Annotated in this window: 25 protein-coding genes; 10 read left to right on the top strand and 15 right to left on the bottom strand. The window is 58.4% G+C overall.

Annotation, left to right across the window (positions count from 1 at the left end; all coding sequences use genetic code 11):
- Nucleotides 1-157: 157 nt before the first annotated feature.
- The 3 genes from ABJ076_RS11055 to ABJ076_RS11065 all read right to left on the bottom strand — a co-directional run bounded on the left by ABJ076_RS11055 (nucleotide 158) and on the right by ABJ076_RS11065 (nucleotide 2,299).
- Nucleotides 158-1,168: a sensor histidine kinase gene (locus ABJ076_RS11055; RefSeq protein ID WP_348190103.1), complete on the bottom strand. Its 1,011-nt coding sequence runs from the start codon at nucleotides 1,166-1,168 to the stop codon at nucleotides 158-160.
- A gap of 90 nt (nucleotides 1,169-1,258) precedes the next feature.
- The gene (locus tag ABJ076_RS11060; RefSeq protein ID WP_348190105.1) at nucleotides 1,259-1,423 is read right to left on the bottom strand and encodes a DUF1328 domain-containing protein; all 165 of its coding nucleotides are present in this window, start codon (nucleotides 1,421-1,423) and stop codon (nucleotides 1,259-1,261) included.
- 78 nt (nucleotides 1,424-1,501) lie between these two features.
- Nucleotides 1,502-2,299 carry a response regulator gene (locus ABJ076_RS11065; RefSeq protein WP_348190107.1) on the bottom strand — a complete coding sequence of 266 codons (798 nt, stop codon included), beginning with the start codon at nucleotides 2,297-2,299 and terminating at the stop codon, nucleotides 1,502-1,504.
- 139 nt (nucleotides 2,300-2,438) lie between these two features.
- Between ABJ076_RS11065 and ABJ076_RS11070 the strand changes: the two genes are divergently transcribed.
- From ABJ076_RS11070 to ABJ076_RS11080, 3 genes are read left to right on the top strand one after another with little or no spacing between them, the layout of a single operon-like run.
- Nucleotides 2,439-2,642 carry a NepR family anti-sigma factor gene (locus ABJ076_RS11070; protein WP_348190109.1) on the top strand — a complete coding sequence of 68 codons (204 nt, stop codon included), beginning with the start codon at nucleotides 2,439-2,441 and terminating at the stop codon, nucleotides 2,640-2,642.
- Nucleotides 2,639-3,217 (top strand): RNA polymerase sigma factor, encoded by a 579-nt coding sequence (locus ABJ076_RS11075; protein ID WP_348190110.1) that lies wholly within the window; start codon nucleotides 2,639-2,641, stop codon nucleotides 3,215-3,217. Before ABJ076_RS11070 ends, ABJ076_RS11075 begins: the two co-directional genes overlap by 4 nt.
- A 39-nt stretch (nucleotides 3,218-3,256) precedes the next feature.
- Nucleotides 3,257-4,150, top strand: a complete 894-nt coding sequence (locus tag ABJ076_RS11080; protein WP_348190112.1) for a diacylglycerol kinase family protein — start codon at nucleotides 3,257-3,259, stop codon at nucleotides 4,148-4,150.
- A 232-nt stretch (nucleotides 4,151-4,382) separates the two neighbouring features.
- Here ABJ076_RS11080 and ABJ076_RS11085 read toward each other — a convergent pair whose 3' ends face one another.
- The 7 genes from ABJ076_RS11085 to ABJ076_RS11115 form a co-directional block, all read right to left on the bottom strand.
- Nucleotides 4,383-5,336 carry an OmpA family protein gene (locus ABJ076_RS11085; protein WP_348190114.1) on the bottom strand — a complete coding sequence of 318 codons (954 nt, stop codon included), beginning with the start codon at nucleotides 5,334-5,336 and terminating at the stop codon, nucleotides 4,383-4,385.
- A gap of 158 nt (nucleotides 5,337-5,494) precedes the next feature.
- On the bottom strand, nucleotides 5,495-5,689 hold the full coding sequence (locus ABJ076_RS11090) for a hypothetical protein (protein ID WP_348190116.1): 195 nt from the start codon (nucleotides 5,687-5,689) through the stop codon (nucleotides 5,495-5,497).
- Between the two features lie 342 nt (nucleotides 5,690-6,031).
- A complete protein-coding gene (locus ABJ076_RS11095; RefSeq protein WP_348190118.1) occupies nucleotides 6,032-6,487 on the bottom strand; it encodes a hypothetical protein in 456 nt (151 codons plus the stop codon).
- A 2-nt stretch (nucleotides 6,488-6,489) separates the two neighbouring features.
- On the bottom strand, nucleotides 6,490-6,834 hold the full coding sequence (locus ABJ076_RS11100; protein WP_348190120.1) for a DUF883 C-terminal domain-containing protein: 345 nt from the start codon (nucleotides 6,832-6,834) through the stop codon (nucleotides 6,490-6,492).
- 76 nt (nucleotides 6,835-6,910) lie between these two features.
- Entirely contained in the window at nucleotides 6,911-7,810 is a 900-nt protein-coding gene (locus ABJ076_RS11105) for a PRC-barrel domain-containing protein (RefSeq protein ID WP_348190122.1), read from the bottom strand.
- Between the two features lie 220 nt (nucleotides 7,811-8,030).
- Complete coding sequence (locus ABJ076_RS11110; protein WP_348190124.1) at nucleotides 8,031-9,074, bottom strand: AI-2E family transporter; 1,044 nt, start codon at nucleotides 9,072-9,074, stop codon at nucleotides 8,031-8,033.
- 110 nt (nucleotides 9,075-9,184) lie between these two features.
- Complete coding sequence (locus ABJ076_RS11115; protein ID WP_348190180.1) at nucleotides 9,185-9,379, bottom strand: PLDc N-terminal domain-containing protein; 195 nt, start codon at nucleotides 9,377-9,379, stop codon at nucleotides 9,185-9,187.
- A 191-nt stretch (nucleotides 9,380-9,570) separates the two neighbouring features.
- On the opposite strand from ABJ076_RS11115, the gene ABJ076_RS11120 reads away from it, so the two are divergent.
- Nucleotides 9,571-9,738, top strand: coding sequence for a hypothetical protein (locus ABJ076_RS11120; protein ID WP_348190126.1), 168 nt, complete (start codon nucleotides 9,571-9,573; stop codon nucleotides 9,736-9,738).
- 51 nt (nucleotides 9,739-9,789) lie between these two features.
- On the top strand, nucleotides 9,790-10,140 hold the full coding sequence (locus ABJ076_RS11125) for an antibiotic biosynthesis monooxygenase (RefSeq protein ID WP_348190128.1): 351 nt from the start codon (nucleotides 9,790-9,792) through the stop codon (nucleotides 10,138-10,140).
- Between the two features lie 225 nt (nucleotides 10,141-10,365).
- Here ABJ076_RS11125 and ABJ076_RS11130 read toward each other — a convergent pair whose 3' ends face one another.
- On the bottom strand, nucleotides 10,366-10,863 hold the full coding sequence (locus ABJ076_RS11130) for a RidA family protein (protein ID WP_348190130.1): 498 nt from the start codon (nucleotides 10,861-10,863) through the stop codon (nucleotides 10,366-10,368).
- Between the two features lie 163 nt (nucleotides 10,864-11,026).
- Between ABJ076_RS11130 and ABJ076_RS11135 the strand changes: the two genes are divergently transcribed.
- Together ABJ076_RS11135 and ABJ076_RS11140 are read left to right on the top strand one after the other, a co-directional pair.
- Nucleotides 11,027-11,647 carry a glutathione S-transferase family protein gene (locus tag ABJ076_RS11135; protein WP_348190132.1) on the top strand — a complete coding sequence of 207 codons (621 nt, stop codon included), beginning with the start codon at nucleotides 11,027-11,029 and terminating at the stop codon, nucleotides 11,645-11,647.
- 45 nt (nucleotides 11,648-11,692) lie between these two features.
- Nucleotides 11,693-12,331: a VOC family protein gene (locus tag ABJ076_RS11140; protein ID WP_348190134.1), complete on the top strand. Its 639-nt coding sequence runs from the start codon at nucleotides 11,693-11,695 to the stop codon at nucleotides 12,329-12,331.
- Between the two features lie 8 nt (nucleotides 12,332-12,339).
- Here ABJ076_RS11140 and ABJ076_RS11145 read toward each other — a convergent pair whose 3' ends face one another.
- Together ABJ076_RS11145 and ABJ076_RS11150 are read right to left on the bottom strand one after the other, a co-directional pair.
- Nucleotides 12,340-12,651, bottom strand: coding sequence for a DUF2218 domain-containing protein (locus ABJ076_RS11145; protein WP_348190136.1), 312 nt, complete (start codon nucleotides 12,649-12,651; stop codon nucleotides 12,340-12,342).
- 92 nt (nucleotides 12,652-12,743) lie between these two features.
- Nucleotides 12,744-13,859 carry an ABC transporter substrate-binding protein gene (locus ABJ076_RS11150; protein ID WP_348190138.1) on the bottom strand — a complete coding sequence of 372 codons (1,116 nt, stop codon included), beginning with the start codon at nucleotides 13,857-13,859 and terminating at the stop codon, nucleotides 12,744-12,746.
- Between the two features lie 343 nt (nucleotides 13,860-14,202).
- Between ABJ076_RS11150 and ABJ076_RS11155 the strand changes: the two genes are divergently transcribed.
- The 3 genes from ABJ076_RS11155 to ABJ076_RS11165 all read left to right on the top strand — a co-directional run bounded on the left by ABJ076_RS11155 (nucleotide 14,203) and on the right by ABJ076_RS11165 (nucleotide 20,012).
- Nucleotides 14,203-16,914: a tetratricopeptide repeat protein gene (locus tag ABJ076_RS11155; protein ID WP_348199361.1), complete on the top strand. Its 2,712-nt coding sequence runs from the start codon at nucleotides 14,203-14,205 to the stop codon at nucleotides 16,912-16,914.
- A gap of 228 nt (nucleotides 16,915-17,142) precedes the next feature.
- Nucleotides 17,143-19,287, top strand: a complete 2,145-nt coding sequence (locus tag ABJ076_RS11160; protein ID WP_348190140.1) for a methyl-accepting chemotaxis protein — start codon at nucleotides 17,143-17,145, stop codon at nucleotides 19,285-19,287.
- A gap of 110 nt (nucleotides 19,288-19,397) precedes the next feature.
- Nucleotides 19,398-20,012: a LysE family translocator gene (locus tag ABJ076_RS11165; RefSeq protein WP_348190142.1), complete on the top strand. Its 615-nt coding sequence runs from the start codon at nucleotides 19,398-19,400 to the stop codon at nucleotides 20,010-20,012.
- A gap of 58 nt (nucleotides 20,013-20,070) precedes the next feature.
- Here the strand turns inward: ABJ076_RS11165 and ABJ076_RS11170 are convergent, their stop codons facing one another.
- Both ABJ076_RS11170 and ABJ076_RS11175 read right to left on the bottom strand, forming a co-directional pair.
- The gene (locus tag ABJ076_RS11170; RefSeq protein WP_348190144.1) at nucleotides 20,071-21,237 is read right to left on the bottom strand and encodes a Xaa-Pro peptidase family protein; all 1,167 of its coding nucleotides are present in this window, start codon (nucleotides 21,235-21,237) and stop codon (nucleotides 20,071-20,073) included.
- A 21-nt stretch (nucleotides 21,238-21,258) separates the two neighbouring features.
- Nucleotides 21,259-22,479 (bottom strand): aminopeptidase P family protein, encoded by a 1,221-nt coding sequence (locus tag ABJ076_RS11175; protein WP_348190146.1) that lies wholly within the window; start codon nucleotides 22,477-22,479, stop codon nucleotides 21,259-21,261.
- Nucleotides 22,480-22,484: the final 5 nt, after the last annotated feature.

A 22,484-nucleotide genomic window follows, 5' to 3' on the forward strand; every position in this document is an offset into this window, starting at 1 on the left:
ATGGAACTTTTTCCGCTCGAAGGCGTTTTACTTGTATCTGCAGCCCGCGCCGGATGGCGCATTCCCCAAGACTGCAGAAAATATTGGATTTTTTCCGAGAGTCATCTGTCGGCGCCGCCTTTCCCCGGGCGGCGTCGACTTTTTTGTATCGGTTTTTCTACGCCGGATCTTCCTGGGTGAAGCTGAGATCATAGGTCACGTGATCGGCCGCAATCCGGTAGTCTGCGGTGCCATCCACTGCATTCGGTACGATGCGTTCCAGAACGATGCTGCCGAACCGTCCGTTTTGTGCCTCTGCTTCTGTACTCGCAGCTTCGCTTTCCGACCGTGTTTCATTCCATCGGATTACGATCTGCTGACGGTTCCCCTGCGGTTTGCTCTGGCATGTCAGTGTGACGTGCGTGGTTGCCTTTGCCGGTCCGCCATGGCTGGCCGCATTCACGACCAGTTCATGCAGGGCAAGCCCGACATGCAGGGCTTCATTGGGAGAGAGCCAGGGATTGTCTCCGTCGACATTGATGTCGGAATGGTCTTCGGAGACATATTTCTCGACCTGCTGTGTAGCGAGGTCGCGAAACTGCGCACCGGTCCAGCTGGAATCCGTGATCAGATCCTGTGACTGCGACAGGGAATAGAGTCTGCCGCGGAATTTCGTCAGGAAGCCGTCCAGTGTGCCCGAATGCCGGGCTGTCTGGGTGGCGATGCTTTGAATGATGGCGAGGAGGTTTTTGCTGCGGTGACTGAGCTCGCGCAGCAATGCTTTCAGGGTCCGCTCCCGGCGCCTTTCTTCCGTCATATCGATGATCGTGGTCATGATCAGTGCCGGGTTATGAGTTGGAACCAGCAATTCGACATTGAACTCGAAGAACTGGTTCTGACCGACTGCCAGTTCCCGCTTCTGATTTTCCTGTCGCGCGATGGCATCGGTTTTCAGGCTTGTCAGCGCGGCGCCGATTTCGGGGCCGAACATTTCCTGGTCGTGCGGCGCATGCGCAGGCAGCACCGACCAACAATCAGGCAGGTTTGCGATGAAGATGTAATCGAGGGATGCGTCCTGAAGGGTTACGCAAACCCCCGACCGGATCAGGGCGCGCACGAGGTGATCGCGAAGGTCCGCCTCGTCCTGGCCACCCTTTTGCCAGGTCAGATGTTCGACCGGCAAAGTCACGATAGCTTCCTCCGAACAGGCTGTTTTTCTTTGGCAGCCCGATGGCTGTTCCCGCCACCCGGGCTGCCTGAAGAACGAATTATGGCGCGCCTAAATCCTGCGGAACAGGCGGAAGACCATGGATAGTGCGAACAGAACCAGGAATACGACGAACAGGATTTTCGCGATCCCGGCGCTGGCGCCGGCGATCCCGGTGAATCCGAGTACGCCGGCGATAAGCGCGACGATGAAGAATAAAAGTGCATAACCAAGCATGATTGTCTCCCGTGTGGTTCGGGAAGAACAACGTGCCGGTACGTCATAGGTTCCATCGAATGCATTCAATAAATCCGGTTACGCTGGCGTCGTAACCTTTTCCATGAAGAACAGAGCTTGGCTGATCAAGGCTTTTACCATGTCCGGATTGAACGGCTTGGTAACCAGGAAGGCCGGCTCCGGCCGCTCCCCAGTCAGGAAGCGTTCCGGGAAGGCGGTGATGAAGATCACCGGGATGTTGCTGTTGGATTTCAGGATCTCGTTGACCGCATCGATCCCGGAGCTGCCGTCAGCGAGCTGGATGTCGGCCAGGATCATCTTCGGCTTGGTGCCGTCGAACAATTTGACCGCTTCCTTGTGGGTGCGGGCGATACCTGTGACCCGATGGCCGAGGGATTCGACCATCTGTTCGATATCCATCGCGATCAGTGGTTCATCCTCGATGATCATGATGTCGGTCGCGACCTGACGCGAAATCTCGATCGAGGCACTTTCAAGCAACCCGCCGACTTCAGTTTTGTCGACCGACAGGATTTCAGCAATATCGACTTCACTGAAACCCTCGACCACGAGCAGCAGGAAGGCCTGCCGGGCAGTCGGTGGGACGACTAAGAGGTTTGCGGCCGCCCGCTGTTCCCATGCATAGGGCGATGAGCCCGGTTCGACTTGAATGGTGGTGGAACCAAACAGGGAGGCAAAGAGTTTGAATAGGGAGACGCGATCACTGGACGTCTCTGGGAAACAGGATACATCCGCTATCAGCGCTTCGAGGGTTGCGGCCACGTAAGCGTCACCGGATGTTTGGGAGCCCGTCACGGCCCGGCCATAACGACGCAGGGACGGAAGATGGGGCGCGACACGGTTTGACAGAGACATAGCTTGAAACTCCAAGGTTGCCTGAAACAGGCGTAAGATGAAGGCTAAACGCGCGCCTGAAAAAAAAGTTCCCAAGCGATGGAACTTTTTTTGCCGCTGATCGTTATTGAAGCAAAACTCTAACCCGAGAGTGTGCCACATGCCCTTGAATCCATCTCAGAAAACGACCGGGTCCGCGCGACCGTCCGCCCAGAAAACGGACGACGTCAACGCGCAGATATCAAGCAAACTGCACCAGCTTTATGAAACGGTGCGCGAAGAGGAGATTCCGGACCGATTCCTGGATTTGCTCGAAAAGCTCGATGAAGCGGAAAAAACCTTCGGCCAGGAGACGTCCAAATGAGTGCCGCGCCGGGACCGGACGGCCCCGCCGAAGGGGTATCTTTCAAACGCGAGATGCTCTCGAACTTGCCTAACCTGCGTGCTTTCGCGGTTTCCCTGATCGGCAGCCCGGATCGGGCGGACGACCTGGTGCAGGACGCCATCATGAAGGCCTGGGGAAAGCAGGAAAGCTTTACCCCCGGTACCAACATGAAGGCGTGGCTCTTCACCATTCTGCGCAACGAGTTCTACAGCCAAATGCGCAAGAAGGGCCGTGAGGTCCAGGATAGCGACGGCTATTTTGCCGAGCGTCTCTCCGTGCATCCGGCCCAGTATGGTTCGCTCGACATGCGCGATTTTCGCCGGGCGCTCGAGCAGTTGCCGGACGATCAGCGTGAAGCCCTGATCCTGATCGGTGCTTCTGGATTTGCTTATGAGGAAGCGGCGGAGATCTGCGGTTGCAAGACCGGGACGATCAAGAGTCGGGTCAACCGGGCGCGTCAGCGCCTGCAGGAAGTCCTGTCGGTATCCGGCGCCGCAGATTACGGCCCGGACCCTGAAGTGGGGCAAGTCTCGGATACAGCTTTTGTAGCCTGACGGCTCGCTCTTTTCCCTAAACCGCTCCGGATCCTGTCCATGCGTGCTGTTGCTATCCTGAACCGCGATGGCGGCACTCTCAAAACCACGGATCTCGACGCTTATGCGGAAACGCTGTCGGCGGCATTCGAAAGGGCCGACCGGTCTCTCGAATGCCGTCAGGTTGCCGGCCAAAATCTCATTGAAGCTCTGGAAGATGCCGCAGGCGATCGCGCGGTGGAACTCATTGTCGCTGGCGGCGGGGACGGCACTATTTCGGCTGCGGCCCGTATCGCCTGGCAGGCGGACAAGGCTCTCGGGGTTTTGCCCGCCGGAACCATGAACCTCTTCGCCCGTGCGCTTGGTATCCCGCTCGACCTTGAGACAGCGGCCACAGCGCTGGCTAACGCTCCCATCAGCAGAAGTGACCTCGCCACCGCAAATGGCGAGGTTTTTGTGCATCAGTTCTCTGTCGGCATGCAGCCGCGTGTCGTCCGCGACCGCGAGGCCGCTGAATATTACTCGCGCGCGGGCAAGATGCTTGCCAGTCTTAGGGCAATCGCGGCGATGTTCCGGCGACCTCCATCCTTTCCCGCCCATATTGTCGCCGACGACCACGATGAGGAAGGTCGTTACAGCCTCGTCGTGGTTGCGAACAATCTTTATGGCGAGAGCCACATGCCATATCCGGACACGCTGAAAGGTGGCGTTCTTGGCATCGGCCGCGCGCCGGTCCTCCCGCCCTCAGCCAATCTGAGGATGATCGCCGACCTGGCGGCCGGGGAGTGGCGGCGGAACGATGATTTCGAAATGCACCCGGCTCGCTCCGTGTCGCTACATTTCCCGCGCTTGAAGCATGATGCGCATGCCACCGTAGATGGCGAACTGGTTCCTCTGAAGGAAACGGTGGAGCTGAAAATTCACCCGGGCGCACTCAAGGTCCTCAAACCGTAAATCGACATGCCGCTGCCCCGGAGGGCAGCTCATTTCTCAATCATAGAAGCCGGCAGGGATGCCGGCTTTATGCGTTGCAGGTCCAGGGCGGTGGCCAACGGTGGCAAGCGCCGGGAGGTGATGCAGGGACAGAGGTCCGATAAGCAAAAAGAAAAACCGCCCCCGGTTCAGGAACCGGGGGCGGCAAGTCGCGAACTTGGGAGGGTTCTAAGCGACGTTTACTGGGCGACGTTTACTGGGTCGTGACGGTAACCTTCTTGGTTTTGGTTACCTGGCCACGGGCTACGACAACAACGCGGCGGTTCAGGCGTTCGCGGACACCGTCGCCGGTTGCCACTGCCGGGGCAGTCTCGCCTTCCGGCTCGACCTGAAGCTGCTCGTAGTCGCCGATGGTCATGCCCTGGCGCATCAGTTCAGTACGAACCGCGTCTGCACGGCTGGCAGAAAGAGCAAGGTTGTAGTCAGCCGGGCCGGACGTATCGGCATGGCCTTCGATAAAGAGGGTAACAACCGGCTGGATGTTCTTCATTTCCGCGACGAACTTATCCAGTTTCGCCTGTTCCGTCGTATCGAGGGTCGCCTTGTCGAACGGAAAGTAGACAGTTTCCCGGGCAACTTCCTCGACCACGGTCACGATTTCCATCTCTGCTTTCTTCGGCTCGGCTTCCACCTTTTTCGGCGGTTCCATTGCCGTGCGGAGTCCTGCCAGCGCGGCTTCGAACTCATCCTTGCAGGCAGCAATATGAGTAGGCTGGTGGCCTTCTTCCTGCTGCTCGACCCAGCAATCATACTTGGCCTGGGCAAGGGCCGCTTCCAGCGGCGCCGTAGTCCGTGCGCCATTGTTGAACAGAGTCATCAAGTTGGACCGGGCAAGTTCAAGTTCCTGCAGCTTGGCCGGATCCTCGATCGCCCATTCGGCCGGATCGGAAGGCATTGGGGTCTTGCCGTTGGCGGCCATGACACCTTTGGTGGCGTGGTTCTCGGCGTCGATCCAGTCGTACATCTCGTCGGCTTCGAAAATGCTGAGCTGCTTGTACTCACGCACCAGGCCGGAATTGAAATCGGTGCCGGTCGGCGCCATCGTCCGGATCTGCTCGACATTGTCGAAGAAAATCGCGGCATCGACCTTGGCCGGCATAATGGCCAGAAGGGCGACTGGGATGGTACTCAGAAGATAATTTTTCATGGTGACCTCTATTTATTTCGGCACTCTTAATAAAAAGAGCTGTCGGAGAGATATTCAGATCTTGTGCTCAGTGAAGGAAAAGTAATTGGATCCCTCTCGGCCCTGCTTAAACAACGGGCCGTACTGAAAATGGTTCCAATTTATTTTCTGTTTCACGACTATTTGTCGGTCGCGCTCTCGATGGCGTCGCCGGTTTCTTCGACAGTGTTGTCGATTTTTTCGCCGAGTTGTTCGGCCGGCCCTTCTGAATCGCAGGCGGCGAGACCCGTCGCGCCAAGCATGACGAGAGCCAGCAGGGCAGCGATACGCGGGCGGGAGGTGCGAGCGGTGGTCGTGCGATTAAGGTCAGACATCGAATTCTCCTTTATGTTGGTAATCCGTGCAGTGCGGGGCATCTGCATGCCGTGCCCGTTTCGGGGTAGCGTTGTTGCCGTGCACCTTTGTTAAACGGAGCCGAACCGGATTGGTCCCAAGGAAACATGAGGTTCGGAGCGGGAGGGTTTGGTTACAGAGACTAGTTATTTGTCTGCATGGAGCGTTCTCCAGTGAGAACGACCGGCGTTATATTGAAGTGAGGTATTCGAGCATCGTCGGAGGCTTCCGCCACGTTTCTGGTCAACCAGATTTGGGTGTGGCGGTGCTGTCCGGCGCATGATCATCCGACTGGCTGATTGGGTCTGTTTGACCAGCCTCGATTATCGCGTTTTTCCGGTAGTATTGGCATCGTCCTGCTCGTCGACCGAGTCGCCGCTCATCGCAAAATAAGCAAGTCCCGCGCCGGCAAGCGCAAGAAGCAGAGGCTTGGTATTGCCGAGGACCGGGCCGACCGCGAGCGCCGCTGTGACCGCATTCAGGCTCTGTCTCCGAATTTCCGCTTCATGTCGCCGTTCATAAGCACTGACGACATTGGTAATCACCCACACTGCGAGGGCCAGAGCGCCGGAGACGAGCACCAGGATGCTAAGCGCCGCAATCGCGTCGAGGCGTTCGGCAAGCCAGAGCCCGGCGGCCGCGACGGCAGCCCCGTAAGCGGTCAGACCAAAGAGAATGGCCAGACCGTACAGGACCGCGTTGCGCTTCGTCCGCGACGCCAGCCGCCCGGCATTCCAGGAGGCGATCTGCGCGGCGTGAGTGGCGAGACGATCAAGCACTGTTAGCGCCTGACCAGATAGCCGACCGCGAGACCGAGCCCGGCCGCAATTGCGATCGAGCGGATCGGTTTGGCACGAACACCCGTGCTCACGTTCTTCTCGATGCGGTCGAGATCATTCTTAACCCGCTTCACAGCGGCAGAGGAATTTTCGGCGATCTTCGCGGCAACTTCCTCGCCGCGCTGTTTCAGGTCGCCGGCCTTGCTCTGGCCGAGGCCGGACACGCTGTCCGCCAGTGCGGCGAGATCTGCGCGAAGGGCTTCGAGCTGGGCTTCGATATCGTCGGACTTCGCGGACGTTTCGTTCGCTGCGGTCTTGGTGCGGGCATTTGCCTGGGCGGTAGCCATGATGGTCTCCTTATGAGTGGGGCTGGGGGCCGGTTGCCCGGCCCCCCTCCAGTTGGAAAGTGAGAGAGGTTTGCCCCTAGCGAAGGATGATGATGTCCGGCGCGGTGCCGTATTCTTCATCCGAATAAGCCGGGTGGGATTCCAGCTGGGCTAGGGTAAAGGGCACATGTACCTGGACGTCGCCGTCCTCGTCCTTCATCAGCTGGCCGGCACCGGAAGAGAGCGCGATCGGCTTCTCGCCCAAGCCAAGGAAACCGCCAACATCGACGACATAGGCCTCGACGCGATTTCCAGCGCCACGCAGTACCTTGTCGATCTCACCGAGATCCTCGTTATTCGCCCCATAGACACGGGCACCGATGAGTTCCTCGGTCTTTACATTTGCCGCATCGACGGCGACCAGAGCTTCGTCATCCTTGGTCAGGGAATTGATCGCGTCCTTGGACTGCTCCTTGAGGGAGGCAAAACCTTCGTCGATCTTCTTCATCGCGGGAGCGACAAAGCCCAGGGTTGCGTAATTGTCGAAAGCGCTCCGGTCGAAAGCTGGCGCGTTCTTTAGCTCTTCCTTGGATGCGCCTGCCACCAGACGGCGGCTTTCCCCGACCGGAATCCACTGCAGCCGCTTGATATCAACCGCGACATCCTTCTCGCCGATGCCAAGCACACCGCCGACGCCGATCACGGCTGCCACGACATCACCGTCGGTGGTCATGACCACGTCGTTGATATCGCCAATCGGCTCCGCACCCTTGGCGGTCGAGCCATAAACCGACTTGCCTATCAGCGCGGAGGCCAGAATCTGGTCAGTCTGAGGCATCAGATACGGTGCGCTTGGCGCCGCGCCCGTCGCACTGGAATGAGGCACGAAAACACCTGTGCCTTTAGTCGCGCCGGAACCGGCGGCATTGGCGGTCATCAGTCCACCGAGTGCAATGGTCGCGGTCAACGCGGTCGTCGTAAGAAGCTTGCGGATCATGGTTATTCTCCTCTTCGATTGAAGAAATCTGGAGTTCAGTATGCGAGCGGCCTGTCTTGCGCCGCCCTCAGTTAAGAAACGTGCCAGGTCCAAAGAGGTTCCATACTTTTTCGTAAAAACAGACGGAGAGGGTATTTTGTAGCAATGGGCGATAATAAAGGAGTGTAATAATGCCGCCGGGTGTTGATGTTTAGAGCGAGAAAAAGAGAGGTTTATTGTTTTATGCGGATGGTGTTGCTCGGGGTTGCCCGTAATTTTCCGAATGGCCGATCACGAAGTCATAGATAAGCTTCGCAAATACAGCGATCGGTGCGGCAAGAAATGCGCCGGGCATGCCCCAGCACCAGGTCCAGAACAGCATCGAGATGAAAATCAGGATCGGGTTAAGCGTCATGGTCCGTCCCATCACCACGGGCGTGACGGCATAGCACTCAACCGCATTAATCAGCGCAAAAGCTGCCGGGACGGAGGCGATGGCAAACCATGTGTCAAAGCTGGCGAGACCGGCGAGCGTCAGGACCGCCAGCATGGCAAGCGGGCCGACGAAAGGAAGGAAGTTCAGGAAGAAGGCAAGCAGCCCCCACATGACCGGATTCGGCATGCCGAGCAGCAACATCGCCAGCGCGGTCAGCGCCCCAACACAGAGGTTGATGGCCGTTAGCGCCCGCACATAAGTGGAGAACTTCTCCTGCACTGCCCCCATGAAAGCGACGAAGGCCGACCGGTTCTCGATACGTCGCATGTAGGACCGTACCGCACGGCGTCCCTGGGCGAGCAACATATAGAGCAAGCCCAGCGTCATTACGATCTGCGCCATGGTCAGCCAGGTATAGTTGGCCAACTGACGCAGGAATGACGGCCCCTGGACGACCACCGTGTCACCGGCCCCACCGCCACCACTGCCTGCCATGTCCTTGAGCTTCTCGGTCGCCTGCGACGCTTCCTCTATGGATTGCCGCAGCCCCCAGAACTCGCGTTCGAGCTTTCGGACAATCTCCGGCAGTTCGTCGAGCCAGTACATGACCGGATCGGAGAGTTGGAATAGAGCGAGCCCCGCCATGCCGACAAGCCCCAGCACCACCACCAGGGCGCCGCACCAGTCGGGCAGACCTATCGCGCTGATTGTCCGTACTGCTGGATAGAGAATGACGCAGAGGAAGAGAGCCAGAAAAATCGGCAGGAACAGCTCGGACGCGACATAGAGTGCCGATCCCGCCGCCAGCACGAAAAGACCGATCACCGCATATGACTGAACATCACGCAACCGCGCCCTCCGATGGAGGGCACGGTGTGCGGGTGACTTAGCATTGTCATTCGGCTCTGCCTGCGGTGCATCACAGGCAGAAGAATTTACGGCTGTGTGCTCCAAGATCCTTAAACCCTGACCCCGGAGGCGCTACGTGGACCGGCAAACATCCAGATGATGAGGCCGATGACCGGCAGCATGATGATTAGGAGGATCCAGATAAGCTTGTTCACACCGGAGGTCCCGCTGGATAGCACCTGGATCACGGCATAAATATCGGCGATCAGAATGATCAGGGCGAATAGACCCGAAAAGAGTTCCATGGCTTCGACTCGCGTTGTTGCGTCTGCATCAACAACGTGCCGATGGTCAAATAGTTCCCCATGTGCTGGCCGAAGCCTTTTGGAACAGGCACAGGTCACAGCGACGCGGGCGATCTCCACAGTCGAAAGGAGCCGCGCTCCGGCGGCGATAAAAGCATGCAGCTGACCCATTCGTAGAGCACCTGGCGCGGATGCATGACGGACGCATGGTCGCGGACGGCGCGGGCGCCGAGGTCTTCACAGCTGATCGGCTGAGCGCCATCTATGAAACCGAGATTGCCGTTGAACGGGAGGACGGGCAGGCGCCGCGCATTCTCCCCGTCTATGGCCCGGACGCACATGCCGGGCTGGAACTTTAAGAACTCAAGAATGACAAAAACCCGAGAACTACAAAAACCAGGAGAGAGTGAATGTATATCGCCATGAACCGCTTCAAGGTAACGAAGAGCTCCGAAGAGGATTTCGAGACCGTCTGGAAGACCCGGGATTCCCAGCTCGACCAGGTGCCGGGCTTCGTCGAGTTCCGCCTGCTCAAGGGCCCCGAAGCCGAAGACCACACCCTCTACGCCTCGCACACGCTCTGGAAGGACCACGACGCCTTCATCGCCTGGACCAAATCCGACCATTTCCGCAAGGCGGACACCAATGCCGGCAACGCCGACCGGAAACCGCTTTATCAGGGGCATCCGCAGTTCGAGGGTTTTGAGACGCATGGAGCGCCGGTCCCGGATGGGGCCGGCGCTTTTATGTGTGGGGATTGAGTGCCGTGAAATAGGAAATTATACAGATAACGGTTTTCGTTCATAATCGACGGTCCCTTGGTCAGAGTCAGTGTCTCGTAATGTCCGCTTCCCACCCAGATCTGCCGGATTGCCGCAATCGAGAGCGGGTTTGGTGCGACGCTGGGTCTCAGCCATTGGCGGCAAGGCCCACCAGCACCGGTGCTGCCACCATCGATCTAAGGCTCCCGCCGCCGCGCCAGTCCGTCAGGCGATCACGACGATTGCGTCGACCTCGACCGATGCGTTGCCGGGTAAGCCCGAGACTCCGACCGCCGTGCGGGCATGCCGGCCGCGATCCCCATACAGCGCGATGAACAGCTCGGACGCACCATTGATCACGTCGGGTGAGCAGTCGAACCCGGGCAGGCAATTCACGAAGCCGCCGAGCCTCATGACCGTCTGCACCCTGTCCAGATCGCCGTCACAGGCGTCTTGCAGGAAATAGAGCAGATTGAGGGCGCACATTTCGGCGGCCTTCTTGCCGGTCTCGACCGTCACATGCGGGCCATTCGCCGGAGCTGTCTGGCGCGGCGCAATCACCGGGCCGGTATAGGGCACGCCACCATCCCAATCGCAGGTCTGTCCCGATAGAAATACCAGATTTCCTTCCCGCCGCCAGGGCAGGAAATTGCCGCGCGGTGTGCAGAAAGAGGGCAGGGACAGTCTCATTTCCTCAAGCGTGGCCAGCACTTCGGAGCTCATGCGGTTTCTCCATCCAATTTGGTCATTAATTTCATACGCGACAGTTCATGCCGGGGCCAGCGGCCAGCTCGAGAAGGTACAGCGGCGCATTTGTTTCTCCCGCAAGTGGCCGTCTGCGCTAGGGTATCACCCAACCAATAAAAACCGGGAGGAAACCACCATCATGAAGCTCTATTACACCCCGAACTCGCCCTATGCCCGGATCTGCCGGATTGCCGCGATCGAGAGCGGGCTGGGCGATGCGATGGAGCTTGATTGGGTGGGGCTGCGGACGCCGGACAGCCCGGTCATCCCGGTCTCTCCGCTGGGGCGCATTCCGCTGCTGGTGGACGGTGACCTCGTGCTCTCGGAGGCGCGCCATATCTGCGCCTATCTGGACGAGAAATCCGGCAAGCGGACCGTCGCACCCTATGGCGACTGGCAGGCCGTCTCGGCGGAGGCGCAGTCTCTTGCATTTCTCGACGTAGTCACGGTCTGGTCGCGTGAGATGAGACGTCCTGAGGAGGAGCGTTCCCGGTCCCTGCTGGAGGTGGCGGATATCCAGGTCAGGCGCGGTCTTGCCCATCTGAACTCTACAGTAAAAGCTCCTGCAGGTGCCCCGCCAATCAGTTTCGATGCGCTTTGCGTCGTGGCGGCGCTCGGCATGATGCAGTTCTACGCGCTGGCGCCGGACTGGCGGCAGAGTTATCCGGCACTTGCCGCCTGGTCGGACGCCTATGACACCATCGCGTCCGTCGCTGACAGCGCGCCAAGCCAGGATGCGCTTCGTCCTCTTGCTCCCTGAACTGGCCCGAACCTGCTCTCTATCGGATGAAGCTTGGTGGCACTCATGCTGAAACTTGACCACATCACCGTTATCGCCCCGACGCTGGCCGAAGGGGCGGCGCATGTACGGGAATGCCTCGATCTCGACGTGCCGTTCGGGACGCGACACACCTACATGGGCACGCACAATCACCGACTTCAGCTTGGCGGGACTGTCTATCTCGAGATCGTAGCGCTTGATCCGGACGGGGTTGCGCCGGGCCGGGCGCGGTGGTTCGGGCTGGATAACCGGGAAAAGGTCAGGGCGGACTGGGAGGCGGGTCGGCGCCTGCGCGGGTGGGTGGCGGGAGTGGAGGATATTGGCTCTGTCGTTTCAGCCCATGGGGAGATCTTCGGCGAGGTTGTTCCGCTACCGTTCGATGACCCAAGTTTCGCCTTTGCCATCCCGGTGGACGGATCGCTTCCGCTCGACGGCGCCGCGCCCTCGCTGATCGATCGACGGGGCGTGCTCGAATCCAAGGCCGAGATTCCCGATCTTGGGGCGCGGCTTCGATCGTTTACCCTTGAGCATCCGGACACGGCCGCCATTGAGGCACTTTATCGCGATCTCTCTATCGAGAACCCGCCCGCAATCGTCCTGGGGCCGATCCTCCGCTATCTTGCAGAGATCGACACGCCGTCCGGGATGAAAGAGCTGACTTGATACCGGTTTCAGGAGGCGGCAGGGCCGTCCTGCCACTCGACCTTCAACTCTTCCTTCCAGGCGAACCGGGCAACGTGGTCCTCGATGACGTATTTTACCTTGCCGAGCCCTTCGGCATCCGGGGCGTTGCAGGCGAGCACTAGGGCGCCGTCCTTCGCCGTCATCTCGCAGGCGCCGATACCAAAATCGGCGTGACCTTTGGTGTCTTCGCCTTCGGTTTCCTCCCAGGTGGCCGGAATCTTGTGGGCGAAGTGTTTGCAGAGCTGGACCAGATAACGGCCGGCTTTCTCCGAGCGGACGGTTGCGTGGGCGGAATGCATGATTGTCTCCATGTTACATTTTAAGAGTGTGATCTTAGCGGGAACGCCTGATCAGGCGTTTCGTCCGGGGGACTGCTTAATCGACATGACCATTAATGGACTTTCGTTGGCGGCAGGACGCTGGTTGCATAAACGCCCTCCATTCTGACGGGAAGCAGGCGGTTCACCAATTTCATCATGGTTTTTTCAGGGTCGAGGTCCCCGAACAGTTCCGGGTGGAGCCATGTTGCGAGTTTCTGCAGGGCGTAGACGTTCATCGGTGTGCTGGCAAACTGGTGCCAGATAGCGTGTGTATGACCGGTGTCTACGGTGCTCAGAGATGAAATTCCGGGGCGTAGCGTCGCGCTGATGAGAGACTGTCGGGCCAGGACTTTGTCAATTCCGGCACCAAGGACGATTGGCCCACCCGGCGTCCAGCCCTGGCTGCGGGAGCCGATGGCCGTGCCGATGTAGATGTCTGGATTACAGGCGATGATGAATTCGGGTTTCAGCGGCCTCGCCATATCGCGCAGGGACGATTTTGCGATGTTACGTCCGCCGGCCACGTCGATCAGGGTGGCAAGCATGCTGCTGGCGGTGGTGAAACAGCAATCGCGGGTACGGCCTGCCTTGACGTCGAGGAAGACGGTCGGCCGATGGCCGGAATACAGAACCATCCGATCGGTCACCCTAGAGACTTCCCTGTTGTAGAAATCTACGAAGTCTTCTGATTCCGCCTGCAAGCCAAAGATCTGACCGAGAACGTGCATGCTGTGCCGGGTATTGACGATCGGAATGTTGCGGAAATCGATGAAGATGATCGGCACGCCGGCGGCCGTAAGCAGTTCAATCGCCTGCTTCGACGGGTCATTCAGGCTATGACCGCCTAGGCCCAGGATCGCGGTGTCAGGTTTAGGATCCAAGGCGTTTTCCGGGGTGACGCTCCCGGCGCCGGTACCGTCGATTGTCGGAGCCCCCGCCAGGAGCGGGTATGCGTCGGCGAAGTGGGCAAATCCGTCATGGTCCTGGGGCTCGAAATCCGGGAACATGCCCGCAACGCGGGAAACCGGATCCTTGGTCAGCAGAGCTGGGGTCGCGAGAAAATGCCCCTCTCCAAGCAGAACTTTCCGGACCGGTTTGTCCAGAATGACAAGCCGTCCCTTGAGATCGTATATCCTTATGGCATCTGCCGGGGCTGCGGCTCCCATGAGGAAAGCCGCTGCAATCATCAGTGTTCTAAAATGGGATCGTATTCTTCCAGGCATTCATTGCCCTTAAAATCGGCCTGTTATCCGGAGCGTCGCGGTCAGCGGGTCGCCCTAAAAGAACCGGTATGCCGTCATAATAACATGCTCAAGATATCCGTGCTCTAGCAGATTCTTAATGCGAGAGCCTACTTCAAAATGTTCTCTGCCTGAATGGTGAGGCGGGTTTGCCTGTAACTGGGCTTTCGGCACCTCATGCACTGATCCTGCCGCCTTCTGAATCTCTACTTCCCAATGTTTTACCAGATTGTATGCTGTCGAAATGGGGCATGCGGCGCCCGTAGGTCGAATTTCGGATAGCGTGCTCATGACGGATCAGCAGGCAGTTCTTCAGGCCCTTCTGCAACAGGCGGTCTCGGAGCATGGCGCGGGAAGGCTCGCGAAGGCCGAGCCACTCTATCGTGAAGTTCTTTCACGTTCTCCCAGACATCCAGTTGCTCTCTATCTGCTCGGGGTTCTCGCCCTGCAAGCCGGGCACCCGGATACGGCGACGGATCTGATCTCCCGCTCTCTGGCCGAACAACCGGACAATGCCGAAGCGCATTATAATCTCGGAAATGCCTATTTGGCTCAGGGCCACGCCGATGATGCGGAGCGCTCATTCCGAAATGCGCTCCGCTACCAACCGGACTTTGCGGCTGCGTATTACAATCTGGGAAACCTGGAAAAAGAAGGGAGCCGGTTGGAGGCGGCTGAAAGGAGTTATCGAGCCGCAGTTCAACATGCTCCAGATCTTGCCCAGGCCTGGTGCAATCTCGGCCTGGTGCTTGCGCAGCAGAATCGGAATGAGGACGCTATCGCAGCCTACCGTACAGGCCTATCGAAGGCGCCAGGACTAGCCGAAGGGCACAATAATCTGGGAAACGCTCTTGCTGGCCTCGAACGCTATGGCGAAGCGGTTGCAAGTTACCGCGACGCACTTTCGGCCAATCCGCTTTTCGGTGAGGCCTACCGCAATCTGGGTACTGCATTGCAGAAGTGCGGCGGTGAAAAAGATGCAGAAAATGCGTTCCGGCAGGCTCTTGTTTTGGATCCTGCTGTTGCGGAAAACTGCGTTAATTATTCCACCATCCAGAGGGTCTCCGAGGTTTATGAGTCTGCAAGCCGCTGGAACCGCAGTGCGCTGTGTGTCCGGCCGGAATATCCGGCTGCGATGATCGGGTGTGGTTTGGTTCAGTTGGCTTTGAAGGAATTTGACGCGGCGATTAGTTCCTTCAGTGCCGTTCTGCGCACAGATCCTCGGGATACAATCAGCTGGTCGAGCCTGGGTACCTGTTACCAAGAACTCGGCGATATGGGCGCGGCGTGGGATTCCTACCGTAAGGCGCTCTGCATGGAGCCCACGGCCACAGCCTCCATTGCGAATAGTGTTCTGGTTTCAAATAACCTCCTCCAGTTCGACAAGGCGATCCAGCTGGGTCGCCAAGGACTTGTGGTTGAGCCGCTTTCTACTTCGCTCCTTTCAGTTTGGTCCGGTGCATTGCAGGCATCAGGACGTGTGACCGATGCAGAACGCTGGAAACGTGCGATCATCTGCGTCACCCCAGGAGATACAAGGTGCTATGTTGGCCTAAGCGCAGTGCGGCGCGAGCTTAGTAAGTTGCATGATGCGGAGCGGGATCTGCGCCGGGGGCTAATCATTACACCCGGTCACACATGGGCTTCGACGCAAATGGGAGACCTGCTCGCTGATCTTGGTCGCCTCGATGAAGCCGTGGCGCTCGGGCGCCAAACCGTCAAGGAAGCGCCAGAGAATGTTGCAGCCCATCATTCCCTGCTGTTCTACTTGCACTATAAGCCGGCCCTCACGACAGCTGAAATGATGAAGGATTACAGGCGTTTCGATGAATTTGTGGGCAAGCCGCTCCATCGCCTCTGGCAGCCGCACCATAATAGCCGGGATCCACAGAAGCGTCTCAGAATTGGTTATGTCGGTGGGGCATTTTATTGGCACTCGAGCGCGAATTTCTTTCTGCCATTGTTGAAGAACCATGATCACACGCAGGTTGAGATCTTCTGCTATGCATCCTATTTGCGCGGCAAGGATCGCGTGACGGAAGAGATGTGCTCACTCGCAGATCACTGGGTCCCCACCTTGGGAATGAGCAATGATTCGTTGGTCAAACGTGTCCGAGATGATGGGATCGATATTCTTGTCGATCTGGCGGGACATACGAAAGGAAACCGGCTTCGGGTTTTCGCGGAAAAGCCGGCACCTGTTTCGTTTCATTGGCTTGACCATGGTGTGACAACTGGCCTCTCTGCGATCGATTATTTTCTGGGAGACCCGGTATTTACACCGGAGGATTCCTCGGATTTGTTCACTGAGAAAATCTGGAACCTTCCCAAGTTTGTCGTCGCCTTTGAACCCATCGGATGGACGCAGACGGAAACGCCGCCGCCAGCTGAGCTGAACGGATATGTTACCTTCGGCTCAGTTGCTCGCTCGGTGAAGCTCAATGATGATGTTTTCAAGGTTTGGGCGGAGATTTTGCATCAAACACCAGGAACCCGTTTCCGCCTGTTCAATCACACCTGTCGTGAGCCATCGGTCCGTCAAGCGATGATCGACCGGTTCGGAGAGTTGGGAATTGGTCCTGAAAGGCTTGTCTTTGGTTTCTGCGCACGATCTCAAGAAGCATACGCTCAGATAGACATTATGCTCGATACATTCCCGCATAATAACGGCGTGACAGGCTTCGAAGGCATTAGTATGGGGCTGCCTACAGTGACCCTGAGAGGCAAGGCCGCCATTGGAACAGTCGGGAGTTCCCTGCTGACACAGATCGGCCGGACGGAGTGGATCGCCGAAACGGTTGAAGATTATGTCCGTATTGCCTGTGACCTCGCGTCGGACCCCTCAAAACTGCCGGAATTGCGTTCCAGAGTGCGCGAGGAAATGCGAACTTCGCCAGCGATGGATGGCGCTTCTTTCGCGCGCGATTTTGAAGATGCCTGCCGCGGTATGTGGAAGAGGTGGTGCGCCGAGAGAAGCGCAGACGAATCAGCGCCTATCTAATTCTGGTTTGTGAGTGGTTTTATTTGTAGTGAGAAATCGAGTGTCGTTTCATTTTTATAATGATAAATAAATTTTAAGAAATTTTCTAATTCAAATGTGAGAAATTGAATAATTAATATTCATTTTTCAAAAATTTCAAATCAAATAATTTTTATTATGTAAGTTTTAGTTGAAATTGCCTTCGAGAAATTTCTAGATAAAAAAGCAAAGTCTTTGGGGTTGGGGAACGTGAAGAACATCAATCTATCGGCAAAAATTCCGGCGCTTGTCGGAATTGCAACTGCGCTTTCCATTCTGGTTGTCGCGTCTTTCAGCTATTTTCAGTCTTCGCGTCAGTTGGAAAAGCGTGCGGTCGATCAGTTGCAGGCTCTGTCTGTGGCGCGTGTCGATGCTCTGAAGACCCTGCTCGGGACGATCCGTGACGATATGCTGATCGTCGCGGCGAACAGCGGTACGGAAAAAGCGCTGAACGGGTTCAAGTTCGGCTTCCGGCTGTTCGCCAGGAAAGGCGATCCGACTGAAACGCTGCAGAAGCTTTATATCGTCGACAATCCAAATCCCGAGGGTAGTAAGCAGATTCTGGATCTGGCCGAAGACGGTTCCGGTTATTCCAAATATCATGGCGAGAACCATCCCTGGTTCCGCAAGTTGGAGGAAAGCCGAGGTTACGCCGATGTGATGCTGATCGATTCCGATGGCAATATTGTCTACAGCGTTATGAAGGCATCGGATTATGCGACCAACCTGATCGAAGGCCCGGCAAAGGATACGGAGCTGGCGGCAGTCTTTGCACGGCTGTCGGAAAACCCAGAGCCGGGGCAGGTTGTGATGAGTGACTTTCACACCTATGCGCCACGTGCCGATGCGCCGACCGCCTTTATCGGGACACCGCTTTTCGTTCGCGGGGAGTTCGCGGGCGGTCTGGTAATCCACATCCCGGCCGAGATGATCGACCGGCTGATGCGCGATACCTCCGGCATGGGGGAGACGGGGGAGACTATCCTGGTCGGTGCCGACATGCTGTTGCGCAGCAGCTCTCGCGTTTTGGGCTCCGATGCAATTCTGACGGCCGAAGCAAATACCGATGCCGCTGGAAAGGCCCTTGCGGGAGAGAACGGTACGATTCAGGAAAACAACTATCTCGGAGAGCCCGTTTATTCGGTCTTCAAGCCGCTGGAATTCGAGGGGGTGCGCTGGGCCGTCCTGGGAGAGATGAGCGAGCCCGAGATTCTCGGTCCGGTACATGACATGCGGAACATTCTTGCTGCAGTCGGTGTGGTTATGTTTTTGCTGCTGGCGGGGATCGGCTACACCACAGCACGCACGGCGCTGCGCCCAGTGGTGCAGATGACTGGGGTGATGCGCTCTCTCTCGGAGGGGGATCTCAGTGTCGAAATCCCTGGCACTGGACGTGGCGACGAGATCGGGCAGATGGCTGAATCCGTCGAAGTGTTCCGCGCGAACATGATCAAGAACGAGGAAATGCAGGTCGAGCAGGAGAAGGCCCGCGAGCAACGGGAAGCCCGGGCGCAGCGGATCGAGGTGATCACCGAGACCTTCGACAGCGCCGTCAGTGAAGCCCTTCGCAGTGTTGCCAGCGCTACAACCGAGCTCGATAGCACCGCACAGTCCATGACTGAAATTGCTGGCAATACCGAGACCCAGGCAGGATCGGTCGCAGCAGCGTCCGGCGAGGCTTCCTCCAACGTGGACACGGTCGCAGCTGCGGCGGAACAGCTCGCCTCCTCGATTAGGGAAATCGGTCAGCAGGTCAGCGAGTCCACCCGCATCAGCGCGGAAGCATCCCAGCAGGCAGAGCATACCCGCGAGTCTGTCGTGGGGCTCGATCAGGCGGCTCAGAAGGTCGGCGAGATTGTTGGGTTGATCAACGATATTGCCGAGCAGACAAACCTCCTGGCGCTGAATGCGACCATCGAGGCCGCGCGCGCGGGCGAGGCGGGCAAAGGCTTCGCGGTGGTGGCGTCCGAGGTAAAGAATTTGGCGACCCAGACCGCCAAGGCGACGGAAGAGATCACCACCCAGATCTCAACCATGCAGTCAGAGACGACCAGTGCGGTCGGTGCAATCCGGACAATTTCGGAGACAGTCGCCCGCGTCAGCGAGATCGCGACCGGAATTGCCTCGGCGGTTGAGGAGCAAAATTCTGCGACCAATGAAATCAGCCGGAACGTTCAGGAAGCGGCACAAGGCACCCAGATGGTTTCCTCCAATATCGTCTCCATGACTGAAGGAGCACAGGATACCGGCGCCGCCGCAAGCCAGGTGCTGGAAACGGCGCGTGAGGTCGCCCAGCAGTCGAACACGCTGAATGACACGGTGCGCCGGTTCCTGGATGAGGTCCGTAACGCCTGACGAGTTGCTGTCGTTTCTCTTGAAGTCTTTGACATGTCTGGAACGGCATCTGCTTGAAGGGGTCCTTGCTTCCCTTCAAAATGCGGACTTCCGCATCCGGAGAGTAGAGCATGGACTTCTCGTCGCTATTGGTTTTCGCCATTGCCCTCGCGCTTGCAGCTGGATCTCCTGGTCCTAGCCTCGCAGCTCTTGTGGCACAAGTGCTGGCCCGGGGCTGGCGCGCGGTGATGCCGTTCCTGGTAGCAATGTGGCTGGGAGAGTTGGTCTGGCTGACCATGGCGATTATCGGCTTGGCAGCTGTCGCGGAAGCCTTTCATTCGGCATTCCTTGTCATCAAGTGGATTGGTGTCGGCTATCTCGCCTATCTTGCTTTCAGAATGTGGACGGCACCGTTGGATACGGCGGGAGCGCGCAAGCCGGAGCCGCGTAGCGGTCTGAAGATGTTCTTCTCCGGTCTGTCGGTCACGCTGGGTAATCCGAAAATCATGCTTTTCTACCTCGCTCTGTTGCCGACCCTGATAGATCTTGGCTCCGTCTCGTTTGGCGACTGGGCCTCTATCTCTGTCACTTTGGTCCTCGTGCTGGCTGCAATTGACCTCGGCTATGTCGTCATGGCCGCCGGGGCGCGAAACCTTATGCGCAGCCCGCGCGCTGTGCGAATCGCAAATCGGGCAAGCGCGACGGTAATGGGCGGTGCGGCCGTCGCTATCGCCGTGCGGCAGTGAAGACTGGATAACAAAAATAAAGCATTGTCGCGGGGCGGCTATCTTCTGTTGGCCCGGTTCAGCGCACGGGAAGGTCCAGGCTATGGCGGCTCATCACCTCGCATCCGGTCTCGGTGACAAGAACTGTGTTGCCGAGACCCATGGCCAGCCGGGTTTCCGGATCACCGACCATGACATGCGGGAAGAATACCATCCCGGGTTCCAGCACCAGCGGGTTGCCGGAATAGATCATCGGCGGCACATCCATCCATGATGGCCGGTAGGTGGCGCCGAGCGAATAGCCGCAGGCGGCGAACCGATGCTCCGCGTGTCCGGCGGCGTCGAGCCGTCTCCGGTGAATATCGTCGACGGTTCCCAGCGTGTCGCCCGGCCGGAAGGCAGTCTGCATTTCTTCAAGCGTCTCCCGCACCAAACCGTGCAGTTTCCGCTGCGCTTCTGTCGGACCGCCAATGGAAATGCTGCGTTCGATACAGCAATTGTAACGCCGGAAGGTGCCGGCATATTCGAGAATCAGAAGGTCCTGCGCATCGAGTGGGCGCGGCCCGCCGACTCCGCGTCCGTAGATGGCGCGGGAGCCGGAATTGACAAGCGGTCCGGCGGGCGACACATCGCCGCCGCCGCGCAGGGTCGTTGTCATGATGGCTGCGGTGACTTCCGCGTCGACTACACCGGCGCGGGCCGTATCGAGAGCCGAATCATATGCATCATCAGCGAGTGCGGCCGCCTTGCGGATATAGTCGAGTTCTGTTTCCGATTTCACAAGGCGCAGGGAGGAGACAATATCGCTGCCGTCGACGAGGGTGCAGAATCCATCCATTGCGGCCTGAATGGCTGCGTGGTTCTTGCCAGTGAGGCCGTAGGTATCGAGCTCTATGCCGACGCGACCGCCTGCAAAGCCAAGATCGGAAAGAATGCCGCGTAGCTGGTTGGCCGGGTCTGTATCCTCCGCATTGAGCCAGATACGGATCTCGTCGATCAGTGACGTGTCCCGGGCCTGAGAGACATCCGGTCGACGGCAGAGAAGCGTCAGCGGTTTTTCTTCTGCCGTCAGGACAAGACACTGGAAGAAGACATAGCCGCCACCGTCATAGCCGGTCAGGTAATAGTGGGATTCCTGGGCGAAGCAGAGGAGGGCGTCCATACCTCGCGCAACCAGTTGTTCTCGGGCCCGCGAGATGCGGACCCGATATTCGGCTTCGGAAAAAGCGAGGGCCGGGTGAGACATGAGACTGAGCCCCGTGTGTGATCAGACGGGTACGATATTGTGCTCCGGTCCATAGGGGAAGCCGGTGATGTTTTCCGCACCGTTCTCGCCGATCACCAGGATGTCGTGCTCCCGGTAACCGCCGGCGCCCGCGGTGCCTTCGGGGACCCAGAGCATCGGCTCCATGGAAACCACCATGCCCGGCTCCAGCACCGTCTCAATATCCTCACGCAATTCCAGTCCGGCCTCGCGTCCGTAGTAATGCGAAAGCACGCCGAAGGAATGGCCGTACCCAAAGGAGCGATAGTCGAGCAGGTCTTCCTGATGAAAGAACCTGTTGATCTCGGCGCAGATCTCATCGCACCGGGCGCCGGGCTTAATCAATGAGATGCCGAGTTCGTGCGCGGCGACGTTGGCTTCCCAGAGGCGGCGTGTGTCCTTGTCGGGGTCGCCCAGCGTAAGGGTGCGTTCCAGCGCGGTGTAGTAGCCCGAGATCATCGGGAACGTGTTGAGGCTCAGCAGGTCGCCTGCTTCGAGCGTACGCATGGTGACCGGGTTGTGCGCGCCGTCCGTGTTCAGGCCGGCCTGGAACCAGACCCAGGTGTCGCGCATCTCGCTGTCGGGAAAGGCCTCCGCAATGGCCAGTTCCATGGCGTCTCGCCCGGCCATGGCGACGTCGATTTCCCGAGCGCCGGGGCGGATTGCGTCACGGATCGCGGCGCCGCCGATATCGGCAACGCGGGCGCCTTCCCGGATCAGGGCGATTTCCTCCGCCGACTTCATCATCCGTTTGCGCATGGCGGCAGGGGCGATATCGATGATCTGCTTGATGCCGGTGACCTCTTCCAGAGCGCTGCGCGCCTGCAGGGTCAGGTGATCGCCTTCGATGCCGATCCGGTCGTCCGTCCCGATCGACTCGCGTACCGCGCGCCAGAAGTTGTCCCGTTGCCAGTCCGTGTAGATGACGTTGTCTGCGATGCTACGGCGCCAGGGCTGTCCACCGTCGATATTTGCTGAAACGGTGGTGCAGGCGTCCTTGGTGACGACGCAGCCGAACGGCCGGCCGAAGCTGCAATAAAGGAAGCCGGAGTAATAGGCGATGTTGTGCATCGAGGTGAACAGCACTGCGGGCAGGCCGAGCTCTGCCATGACCACACGCAACTCGGATAGCCGGCGCTCATATTCCGCTTTGGAGAACGGTAGTGGCGCTTTCTCCCCGTTGTGGCGGGTGAAATGCGTCGGGCGTTGTTGTGGAGTCAGCATCTTGT

Source organism: Nisaea sp. (assembly GCF_039990255.1).
Classification (GTDB): Bacteria; Pseudomonadota; Alphaproteobacteria; order Thalassobaculales; family Thalassobaculaceae; genus Nisaea.